Here is a 10,279-nt window from a genome sequence, read left to right on the forward strand (position 1 = left end):
ATCGAGCTTATCGGGGCGATCGAGCCTTTCCTGATCTGCGGAAGCACACTGTGATTCTGGTCGATGACGGGATTGCGACAGGTTCGACCATTCGCGCTGCTATTGCTACGATTCGGGCGGCTGAGGCTCAAGCAATTGTGGTGGCTGTACCGATCGCACCCGCTGAGGTTGTAAAAAGTTTGGCGGCGATCGTTGATCGGGTAGTTTGTCTCTTAATGCCAGAGCCGCTTCATTCGATCGGGCAGTGGTACGAGAATTTTGATCAGACTTCGGATGAGGAAGTGCGGGATTTGTTGAGGCGGGGGAACGCGGTTTCCTCAGCGGGGTGAGGGAGTTGGGGGATGGAAGAGATGGGGGGATGAGGCAGGAAGGGAGAATTTTTGAAAGTAGTTGAAAGTATTTTTATTGAGTGTCTTCTGATTCGAAATAAAGGTTAAAGGATGCCCGATCGCTCCAATGAAGTGCGTTAGACTACAGCAGATCATAAAAGTGAAGCTCCTGTAAGAGTTCTTACTTCTACACAGAACCCTACAGGTCTTTTCAAGTTTGGCGTAATAGAAATTAGGTAAACCTATGTCAGAATTTCAAGATTTTTTGAAGCGAAGATTTGCCTACGTTGCGATTGGCGAATTTAAACCCGGTAAATTTGACGAAGCCTGTAGCCTCTATGAAGAGGCAGTTTCAACCTACGGACAAGGATTTGAAGGAACATTCTTGTTGCAGGAGCCGGGAACCGATCGCGGCATTTCAATTATTTTCTGGGATAGCCCTGCTGATATGGAAGCGAATCGATCGCAAGAGCATGAAGCAATTCTCAAAAAGATGAAGCCGCTATTTGCAAAACCACCAGAGGTCACTTTTTATGAAGTGGTTTGTGATGTGCAGCCATCGGAGAATGGGAGAGTGGAAGCGTAGCAGGAGAGGAGTGGATAGGTTAATGGATGGAGGAGAGGTTTAAGCCAGCGTGACGGCTTGAGTGTATGCCTTGATCAGCCGATCGCCGATCGCTTTCCATTCATAAGTTGTCTGAGCATGGGCTTGAGCATTTTGTCCGCGCCGCTGCCGTTCTGTCTGATTTTGAAGAGCTGATCGCAGTTGATCAGTCAAGCTGGAAACTTCGCAGGTGGCAATCCAGCCGGACTCGCTTTGCTGAATCTCTTGCCAGATGTGAACGCGATCGGAGATAACGACGGGAACGCCTGCTGCCATTGCTTCGGCGACGGCGATGCCAAAGTTTTCGTAATAAGAAGGCAGCACAAATAAATCTGCCGATCGCAGCAGTGCCCACTTTGCCGGACCGGAGACAAAGCCGCTTAGGGTGATTCGGGAGGCAAGGCAGGAAGTTTGAAAGCGATCAAGAATTGATTTTTCGTAGTCTGGGTCTTGTGGGTTGGTTCCGGCGATCGTCAGGTGAAACGGAATTTCTTCGGCAGCAAGCTGTTCTAAAGCAGGCAGCAGGAGCTCTAAGCCTTTTTTGCGATCGATCCGCGACAGAAACAGGAGATGAGGCACAGTTGATTGGGTGATGGGTGGCAGGGCGGACGGCAAATCAACGCCGAGGGGAATTACCCAGTCGCGAGTGACGGCTCCAAACCGCTCAGAAATTTTTGCTTCTTGAGTGCTGGTAAAGTGAACGGCGGCGGCATGGCTCAGGTTAGGGCGTTCGAGCAGCGTGCCATAAAGCTGTTTTAGCCAGCGTTTTTTCTGAAGATCAGCTGGGTCGAGCGTGCCCAAAGGACGCATTACATAAGGAAGTTTTTTGAGCCGGGCGATCGTTGCAGCCGCCGTGCTGACAGGAGAAAACAAGGCGTGAATGTGCGCCAGGTCAAACTCCTGGGCATGGTCTGCTAGCCAGTGCAGCAGGTCAACCGAAAACTTGTAGCGGCGAAACGGGGCACAGGGAAAGTAAAGAATGCGGTAGCCGTCTTGAAAAACGGGTTTTCCGAGGGGAACATCTAAAGCAGGCTGACCGCGATCGCCATTTGCAGCCGTAGTGAGAATCGTTACTTCTACGCCCTGCATTGCCAACGCTTTTGCCAGTCCCAGTACCATCTGGCTCGGACCGCCGTAAACCAGCGAGAGAGCAGGCACGATCTGAAGAATTCTGAGAGAAGACATGGCTGGTACAGGGGAGAAGTGAATAAATTTTTAAGACTTCTGAGTTAATGCTTGTGAGGGAGGTGAAACGCCGGGGTTGTAATTAGCGTAGAGATAGCAATCAAAAGAACTCAATTACTCGCGTCATCATGGTTCCCGTAGAAATAATCGACTTTGGCAGCCGCAAACGTCAGCAGTTTCATGGATATGACCTGCGTGGGGCAGAGATTTTTTCGGATTTAGTGGCAGGCGTAATGAGCCACACCACGCACGAGAGAATTGGGCGGGTTCGCGATGTCTTGTGCAGCCACGATGGTCGTCCGCAGTATGTAGTGGTTGACCTGGAACTGGCAGGCTGGGGGCGCGTTGTGCTGCTGCCTGCAAGACGAGCTTACATTCATCCCCATTCGCGGAAACTGTTTGCATCAGGACTGACCAGAGCACAGGTCGAACAAATGCCGGAATACCGGATTGAGTTTGTTGAATCTTATAATTAGCGGCTATTCCAGTTGCCGATAGAACGCAAGCTGCTGTTTTGCGAGCGCCAGATTGGTGTAGTGCAACATCGCCCGATCGTATCCCTTCTGAGCCAGCGATCGCGTCAGTTCCGGCTGAGCCATTAGCTGCGTTAACCGATCGCGCAGTGCTGCAGCATTGCCTTCGGGAAACGTCAGTCCGCTATCGTCAATCACATAAGGAATTTCGCCAGAGTCGGAGCCGATCACCGGAACCCGACAAGCCATTGCCTCGATCAGAACGTGCCCGAACTGCTCTTTCCAACCTGCAGAAGTCAGGGTCTTAAAATCTTGCGAAGTTTCCGAGGGCAAAACCAGCGTGTGCATGAGATTGAGATAGTTTGGGATCTCGGCATGGGGAACGCTTTCAACCCAGATCAAGCGATCGGCAATTCCCGTTTTTTGAGCCTTTTCCTGAAGCGTCGATCGCAGGTCTCCCCGTCCCACCAGTAGCCATCTCCAGTTAAATTCGGGGTGAATTTCCGCTAGCGCATCGCACAGGGTCAGCAGTCCTTTTTCCGGGACAAACCGCCCTACGTAGCCCACCACAAACTGATCGGGCTGGATGCCGAGCTGGGCTGCAAGTTGGTGCTGGGGCTGGGGACAAAATCGCGCTTCGTCTACGCCAAGCTGGGGCATCACCTGAATTTTGCCTTCATAACCGTGGTGCCGCAGAATTTCCGCACCGTCCTGATTTCCTGAGATAATGCCGCTGGTATGGCGCAAATTAAACTGCTCCAGCCACGATACCGGAGGTTTTAACTTGTAGGGCAAATTCCACCAGGTAAAAAACAGCAGTTTGGCATTGAGCTTCAGCAGCCGATTCAGCACAATGAGCTGGGCGTATGCAAGCGATCGTGACCCCTGCTCAACCTGAATCACCTGGGGACGAAACTGTTGCAGCAGCGTGACTAGCTCCGCACCAAAACAAAGCAATCCCTGATGGTTTTCGCTCCAGTTAGAAACAGGCACAACGCGAAACGATCCTTCCTGCCAACTACGAGGTTCGATCGTTCCTTTTTGTACGCCTCCTGGTCGCCAGCGTTTTGGTACGACGACGACGACCTCGGTTCCCGGCTCTAGCTGTGCTAGCGATCGAAGTTTCTCGCAGTTGAGATCGACGATGTAGGTATGGCTCACCACCAGAATTCGCAGCGGTTTTGTTGGCCGATCGAGTTTGTCTTGTTGGGTATAGACCTGACTCGCATCCCATAAACCGCGAACCTGAGTCATCAACGCATCCAGCAAGCCGATGCCATAGAAAATTCCCCGCGTCAAAACCTTAATCGGAGAGCCGCTTTTGTAGCAGGGCGGATGCCCCAAAACGTGGCAGTCAAACAAACTTGCTGCCAAACGACAAGCTTGCCAGGGAGTGAGATTTTTTAATGCCATCAAGAAATGATTGTGATAGAAGCTGATTTGATACTGAAGCGATCGCGTGCTGATGTCATGACAGCCGCCCGATTCCTCGCCCAAATGAACGAGATGTGCGTCCGGGTCGTACCAAATGATCATTCCTGTTTTGCGAATGTGCAAACAAAAGTCTGATTCCTCTCGCACTGCACTGCCGCGAAACCGCTCATCGAACCAGATGTCGTGCTGCGTAAACAGCGTCCTGCGAAACGACATATTGCAGCCCCGCGCTGTCAACACCTGCTGCGGTTTGATCGTATGCACCAGGTCGATGTGATACCAGGCAATTCCCGCATCCATCGCTTCTGGCGGCAAATCTTCGATCGCATATCCCGGTTCTGTGCCTGCCAGCTTCATGCGATCGAATACTCGTCCAGCCACGGCTCCCACTTCTGGGCGATCGTAGTTTCGGGCATGGGCTGCCAGGAATCCGGGCGGCAACTGCACATCGTCATCCAGAAACAGCACAATCTCCCCGACCGATCGCCGCACGCCATAGTTTCGCGCCCCCGGCAAACTTGCCCAGTCCACCCGTAGCCAGCGTATTCTGCCGACCGCATCCATTTCCTGCAAATATGCCTCGGTGTCGGGCTGATGCTGTCGCGTTTGGTCCACGACCAGCACTTCAAAGTGAGGATAGTCCTGCTGAAGCACTGAGGCGATCGACTCACAGAGAATCGTTTCGCGTTCGTAGGTTGGAATAATGATTGAGATGAGAGGAAAAGACATGGAAGGAGATAGAAAGGGACAAAGGAAAATGAACGCGTTAAAGAATAGGACGGGGACAGTTTGGCGATCGGAATTTGGTTTGGTTAGGGCAATTTAGGCTGCCTGACAGACGGTTCCATATACTCCAAACCAGGAAGTAAATCCAAACCATGAAGTAAACGGTTTAAAGTTCCCTAACATAGCGGAACTAAGGGGGCGGTTCAGACGATAATTGGGCTTGTTTAAACCTCCGCTTAGACCTCGATCGCTCGCGGCTTGATGACGGTTGACCTCGCGGACTTGAGGGAGAGCGGTTGCCCTTTCGGGATAATCGACCTGTGCCTTTGCCTGTAATTTTTCCTTTAAAGGCAGCTTGAGGCGTGATCAATTCCTGTTCTGCTTCTCGCCGCGCCAGCTTTTCGATCTCTGGCAGTTTTAGAATTACGCCCGCAAAAAACCAGTAATAAACTGCAACCGGGTCAACATCGAGCGGATAGTAGTAGGTGTTGTAGCTGATGAATAGAATAAATAGCCAGAAAGCTGCACCGTAGCCCCGCAGGGATGGATCGCGCACCGATCGATATGCCCTGAAGCAAAGAACCGTTAGCGTTGTAACCATTGCTAAAAATGCCAGCGTTCCCCACGGACCGATCTCGTAGAGCATCTTGGGGTAATAGGTTTCTACCAGCGCGGTTTTTCCCAGGGCACGGGCAGAGTTGGTGGCGCGTCCTAACCCGTTGCCCAGGAGAAGATTGTCATCGAGTGCCCAGTGAAACTGCTCCAGGATAAAGGCATAGGGCGGCGAAGCATTCCATCGGCTAACGAAGCTGTTTATCCGCTCCTGAACGGTTGCCATGTTATTGAGAGCCCCTGCCGTCAGCGTAATTCCCAGCACCACGGCAACAGGAACAAATCGCTTCAGGTTCACAACCTGTCCGGTGAAGACTAGCAGCAGCGCAATCGCGATCGGCACGAGGGCAAGGGCAATTCGCTGTCCAGACACGACCGCCATCACAAAAATTAGCCCCAGCCCGATATAGCCTGCAATCCGCCAGAAAAACTTCGGCTCGTTAAACGCAGTTGGAAAGACAAGAAAGCTGTTTGCAATCAAAAACCAGCCCCACTGCCAGGGAGCCACAAACGTTCCGGGTAGCCGAATCATGTCCTGCTGCGGACTGTAGACCAGCGCGCCACCCACAAAGCAGCGTGCCTCCAGCGTTGCCTTAAACAAATCTTCGCCTACCGCAAACCGGGTTCCTTCGCAGCGTCCCGTTAACAGCAGCAGATATTGCACCATGCCCAGAATGCAGCAGACGATCGCCAGAACGGTCATTAGCCGAGTGAAAAACAGTAGCTCTGCTTTGCTGCGGAGCAGATAGTAAGCGCAGACGATAAGCGGAACATAGCCCAGCATCACCTTCAAGCCCAAAATGCCCATTGCGATCGGCTTTTCGCCTGGTTTGCCAAAAAACTGCTGATAGCCATTTACCCCTAACAGGGTCACCATACAAAAAAACAGCAAAATCCCCAGCGTAGGCATGAGTGCTTTGGGAATCAGCAGCGGCAGTTTTTGTTGTTTGCAGTACTGCACAATGCCATACAGCCCCGGCAGGTAAAGTCCATCTTTGGCAAGCTGAAGCAAAGGACTATTGCCGATCGCATAGGTGATTGTGCCGCCAAAGGGCAGATAGATAATAAATCCCCAGAGGGCAAGTTTTGGATACTTAAAACTAAACGCCAGCATCAGAACCCCGCCGACGGCTGCGATCGCAATTTTGATGCCGCCCACGATCGCCAGAGGCGCGCCCACCATTACCGTAAAAAAGACCGCAAACAGCGTAAAGTTGGTGATTTCCTTTCGCAGCCGCGCCGCTTTTCGCTTTTGAGCCAGTCGTTCTTTCAGGCTCGGAGCCGCCGAACTGGGAGCAATGCTTTCTGCATTCGAGGTCTGTGGCTTTGGAGCCTGCCGCGTTTTCAGTACCATCCGAGGGGCAATCGAACTACGCCTTAGTTATTCCCCTAGAAGACACGACGGTAACGAGCGGATAAAAGTGAATCTCTCCAAGGGCAACCCCTACGAAAGCTCAGGCTTCAAAAAATCAGCAACCTCTTCTCATTCGGGTGACTGCTGCACGGTGAGCCGTTCCCCTGGTAGCCATACAATAAAGCTGTCCTTTAATTAACGCCTAACGCCACTCGCTCTTTACTAAAGCCAGGATTCCAGTCTTCATTATCTAACGATCGTCTGATCGTCCTGCACGGTGAGGCATTAGATCTCGATCGCTCCCTTGGCGGAAGTGCTCTGGAGTGCAGCTATTAGGGTGAGTTATCCTATCGATCGCGCATGAAAATGCATTGATTTTCTCGATTCTATTGATGCTGATGCGGAAATTTTAGAAATTCGATCATCTGTTCAGAAAGCTGCGAAGCAACCGCACAATTGTCCTGCAATATCTTCAGATGCAGGAATTTAAGAAAAGTATCTCTTTGTTCTACCGTGCTTTTTCTATGACCACTGCCCCGCATGATTCAGAAAACTCATCTTTCCGTTCTCCTGAAATTATTGGTCTCCTTCCGGCAGGCGGGCAGGCAACTCGTCTTGCGCCCTTACCCATGAGCAAAGAGCTTTATCCGATCGGCTTTCGATCGGCTCAGGGAGGAATGCGTCCAAAAGTGGTGAGTCATTATCTGCTAGAGAACATGCGATCGGCGGGAGTCCAGAAAGCGTTTTTTATTCTGCGTCCAGGCAAGTGGGATATTCCGCAATACTACGGCGACGGTTCGCTACTGGAAATGCACTTGGGCTATCTTACAGTTCATGTGCCGCACGGCGTTCCCTACACCCTGAACCAGGCGTATCCCTTTGTGCAGGGAGCCATGATCGCGCTGGGCTTTCCCGATATTTTGCTGGAGCCGGAAGATGCCTTTGTGCAACTGGTGAAGCAGCAAGCAAAAACTGGGGCAGATGTTGTGCTGGGGCTCTTTCCCACCGAGAAGTATCAGAAAGCGGGAATGGTTGATTTTGATTCAACCTCAGGGCAGGTGTTTCAAATTGTTGAAAAGCCGCAGCAGACCCATCTACGCTATATGTGGGCGATCGCCCTCTGGACTCCTCGCTTCACCGAGTTTTTGCATCGTTTTCTCCAAACCCATCTTGCTGAGCGCGAATTGCCGATCGGTGACGTGATTCAGGCGAGCATCGGCGCAGGCTTATCGGTAAACGCCGTTCCGTTTCCCCAGGGCAGCTACCGTGATATTGGCACACCAGACGATCTGATGCAGGCAATTCGAGATTTCACCCCCGCTAGCATTGAGCCGATCGCCTTTCCCCATCCAGAAACTTAAGCTGTTGATAAAGCATTTGAACACGAGGGAGATTGATTCCAGCGGCTTGTGCCATGCGAAGCGGATTGCCGAAGATTGCTTCTACTTCCAACGGACGGCGATCGTCGTAGTCGAGCTTCATGCTAGTGCGGTAGGGCTTCATTTTTTCGGTGTAGTCCAGCATGGTTTGAATGAAATCGGCAGGGATGGCACGATTTGTCTCTGTTTGCTGGGCAAAACCTGAATGAGCAGAATCTGGATGGACAGAACCGGAGAGCATTTGGATCGAGGCATTTGCGCCGTCGAGCACTTCCTGCATCAAGCTGGTCGAAAGCTGTCGGGCGAAGGGGTTTGCCATAATACGGTCGGTCGTGGCATCCAGAACAACTGATAAGCCATTGAAGGGAATATTCCACATCAGCTTTTTCCAGCGCGCCATCAGCAAATCCTCAGATGGAATGATCGGGATTCCGGCTTGCTCAAAGTCCTGAGCAATTTGCTTCAGGCGATCAGTCATTCCACAGGGGGCATAGCTGTCTGCGTAATCGCCCAGCGTGATCTGCTTATAGTCCACATGATGAATCACCCCAGGCGCAATTTTATTGGAGCAAAGGAAACACAAGCCGCCCACCACTCGATCGCTGCCCACGACCTGCGCGACTTGCGGTTCAATTCCTAAGCCATTTTGCAGCACCAGAACAATACCGTTTGGTTTAACGATCGGCGGCAGCAATTGAGGCAATCGCTCATTTTGCGTCGTTTTCAGGGCAACGATCACTACATCGCAAGCAGGCATGTCGCCCACATCCCGATAAGCATGAACCTGAGACAAATGAAAGTCTCCGTCGATCGATTTCACAACTAGGCCCTGTTGCCGCACGGTGTCATAGTCGCTTCGCAGCAAAAAATGCACCTCGTTGCCTGCCTGCTGAAGCCTTGCGCCGTAGAATCCGCCCAGTGCGCCTGTCCCGATAACGGCATAGGTTCGACAATCAGGCAGCGGTGGATAGGTCATGGTGAATCGGAAGTGGTTTGAGCAGTGTGACAGGGGACTATATTGCCCCTGAGATCCTCCAGAATCAAAATTGGGGGACGCATCGATACCCGTTCCAAATATTTTCTATTGAGAATCGACAGTCACATCAGCCGTAACTGAAGAAACCGCAGGCTTCGGCAACTGCAACATCCACTCACGGATGAGCGCGTTCACCTGATGGGGCACTTCGTCGTGGGGGCAGTGTCCGGCTTGCAAATAGTATTCTGTAAGGCTGGGATAATGCTGACGGAATCTTGCGCCCCGCTCTCGCGAATTCATCCACGGATCGCCCTCACCCCACAGCATAAGCAGCGGACAGGTTAGCTGCTCGACCAGCACATCGTTTTTCTCTCCGGGCGGAGCTTTGAACACTGACGCAAACACCTTCACCGCTCCCTCATCGCAGGACGGACGGTAGATGTTTTCTACCAGCTCATCGGTAACCGCGCTCTGATCTAGATAGACCTGGGAAAGCGTCCGCCGAATAATCGATCGCTGCCGCACGTACTGAAACAGCAGATAGCTCGGCATCGGCAGCAAAATCACTGATCGCGCCAGGTTGAAAAACACTTCCCGGAACGGGTCGGGCTTGGTCACCGAAGGAGCTTCGCTAAACGATCCGGCAGGATTCACCAAAATTAGCCCTGCGACTGTATCCGTTTGCTTCGCAGTTCCGTGAAGGGGTAATCGCTGCGCGCCCACACAAAGTGAAACATAGCCGCCGATCGAATTTCCTGCCAGCACTGCAGGCTGACCAATGACCTGAGTGATAAAGTCGTGAATTTGATCGCGCCAGACGTCTGCGCTGTATTCCCACTCCGGCTTGGCAGAGCGACCGAATCCCAGCAAGTCGATCGCCCACACTTCAAACTCGTTGCAGAGTCCGTCAACATTTTTGCGCCAGTGATCGGTGGATGCGCCAAAACCATGAATCAGTAGCAAGGGGGGACGGTCTGCGCGTCGCTGCCCTGCTTTAACGTAATAAATTGACTGTCCGCGCCACTGCCAGTAGGCTCCGGTAGAGGAAGAGATCCGAACCTGCATAGTCATTTCTCAGGAGTGATTTTTTAAGGGTGTTTTTGAGTGATGAAGAGAAGGGGGGATCGCAAATCAGCAATCGTAAATTATTGTACTGCAAGCGTTCAGGCGATCGGGAAAGAGAAAAAGCCTATTAGGAAAGGGCAAG

General features: G+C 52.0%; 9 protein-coding genes. 4 read left to right on the forward strand and 5 right to left on the reverse strand.

Features of this window, described 5'->3' with window-relative positions; genetic code table 11:
• Nucleotides 1–329: phosphoribosyltransferase family protein (locus tag H6F80_RS24525; RefSeq protein WP_277879267.1), on the forward strand; the 329-nt coding region annotated here is incomplete at its 5' end.
• Between the two features lie 244 nt (nt 330–573).
• The gene (locus H6F80_RS24530) at nt 574–915 is read left to right on the forward strand and encodes an antibiotic biosynthesis monooxygenase family protein (RefSeq protein ID WP_190794137.1); all 342 of its coding nucleotides are present in this window, start codon (nt 574–576) and stop codon (nt 913–915) included.
• 39 nt (nt 916–954) lie between these two features.
• Here the strand turns inward: H6F80_RS24530 and hpsP are convergent, their stop codons facing one another.
• Complete coding sequence (hpsP, locus tag H6F80_RS24535; protein WP_190794138.1) at nt 955–2,118, reverse strand: hormogonium polysaccharide biosynthesis glycosyltransferase HpsP; 1,164 nt, start codon at nt 2,116–2,118, stop codon at nt 955–957.
• A 128-nt stretch (nt 2,119–2,246) separates the two neighbouring features.
• Between hpsP and H6F80_RS24540 the strand changes: the two genes are divergently transcribed.
• Nucleotides 2,247–2,594 carry a PRC-barrel domain-containing protein gene (locus H6F80_RS24540; protein WP_190794139.1) on the forward strand — a complete coding sequence of 116 codons (348 nt, stop codon included), beginning with the start codon at nt 2,247–2,249 and terminating at the stop codon, nt 2,592–2,594.
• A gap of 3 nt (nt 2,595–2,597) precedes the next feature.
• Here the strand turns inward: H6F80_RS24540 and hpsO are convergent, their stop codons facing one another.
• Together hpsO and hpsL are read right to left on the reverse strand one after the other, a co-directional pair.
• The gene (hpsO, locus tag H6F80_RS31440; RefSeq protein WP_242067555.1) at nt 2,598–4,754 is read right to left on the reverse strand and encodes a hormogonium polysaccharide biosynthesis glycosyltransferase HpsO; all 2,157 of its coding nucleotides are present in this window, start codon (nt 4,752–4,754) and stop codon (nt 2,598–2,600) included.
• Between the two features lie 187 nt (nt 4,755–4,941).
• Nucleotides 4,942–6,717 carry a hormogonium polysaccharide biosynthesis protein HpsL gene (gene hpsL, locus H6F80_RS24555; protein ID WP_190794140.1) on the reverse strand — a complete coding sequence of 592 codons (1,776 nt, stop codon included), beginning with the start codon at nt 6,715–6,717 and terminating at the stop codon, nt 4,942–4,944.
• A gap of 524 nt (nt 6,718–7,241) precedes the next feature.
• On the opposite strand from hpsL, the gene H6F80_RS24560 reads away from it, so the two are divergent.
• Entirely contained in the window at nt 7,242–8,078 is an 837-nt protein-coding gene (locus H6F80_RS24560) for a sugar phosphate nucleotidyltransferase (protein ID WP_190794141.1), read from the forward strand.
• Here H6F80_RS24560 and H6F80_RS24565 read toward each other — a convergent pair.
• Nucleotides 8,038–9,072 carry a 2-dehydropantoate 2-reductase gene (locus tag H6F80_RS24565; RefSeq protein WP_190794142.1) on the reverse strand — a complete coding sequence of 345 codons (1,035 nt, stop codon included), beginning with the start codon at nt 9,070–9,072 and terminating at the stop codon, nt 8,038–8,040. The two genes, H6F80_RS24560 and H6F80_RS24565, sit on opposite strands and share 41 nt — an antisense overlap.
• A gap of 105 nt (nt 9,073–9,177) precedes the next feature.
• Nucleotides 9,178–10,137 (reverse strand): alpha/beta fold hydrolase, encoded by a 960-nt coding sequence (locus tag H6F80_RS24570; RefSeq protein WP_190794143.1) that lies wholly within the window; start codon nt 10,135–10,137, stop codon nt 9,178–9,180.
• Between the last annotated feature and the right edge of the window lie 142 nt (nt 10,138–10,279).

Source organism: Leptolyngbya sp. FACHB-711 (assembly GCF_014695615.1).
In the GTDB taxonomy this organism is placed as follows: domain Bacteria; phylum Cyanobacteriota; class Cyanobacteriia; order Elainellales; family Elainellaceae; genus Leptolyngbya_A.